The 499-nt window shown below is 49.5% G+C and carries 1 protein-coding gene; it reads right to left on the minus strand.

Going from position 1 to position 499, the window contains the following annotated elements:
* The coding region (locus JUI58_RS11420; RefSeq protein WP_204103915.1) for an RRXRR domain-containing protein at window positions 1-440 on the minus strand (440 nt) is incomplete at its 3' end.
* Window positions 441-499: the final 59 nt, after the last annotated feature.

Consider the following 499-nt stretch of genomic DNA (forward strand, 5'->3'; position numbering starts at 1 on the left):
TTGGCTCGAATACTGGGCGGAAGTTTGCCTTTTCTTCGGTTAGAAAAGCGCTTTTGCCGATGACACCGTTGCTCAAAGGGGAGTTTGCGATTAATTCTCCGTCCTCTTCTGGCGCGGCGCATAATTCGGCGTAACTCCATCCGTTCCACAATGGTTTTGAACGGCAAGATTAAATGCGCTGTCCACAATGTTGCTCGGGCAGATTGAACCCCAACCCCTGAATAATGCTTGCCGGGGTCTAATCCAACGGCTATGGGTTGGGTTTCTTCTCCGGATGGTTCTTGCAGAAGTTGAACGCAGAATATGCCTAAATCGTTGTGTACGGACGTTCCATGGAACGTCCCTACTGCTTTTCCTTGTTTGAGCCACCTTCTAGCACGACTGGCTTTGGTGGGCATTAATGGTTTGCCTTCGGGTGATAGAACGGGTACTCGCTGCATGGTGATAAACCTCTGTCAAGTAATTAGTCCCTTCCTGCCATTTCAGCTAAGATGTCCTG

It is taken from the genome of Spirulina sp. CCY15215, from assembly GCF_016888125.1.
Taxonomy (GTDB): Bacteria; Cyanobacteriota; Cyanobacteriia; order Cyanobacteriales; family Spirulinaceae; genus CCY15215.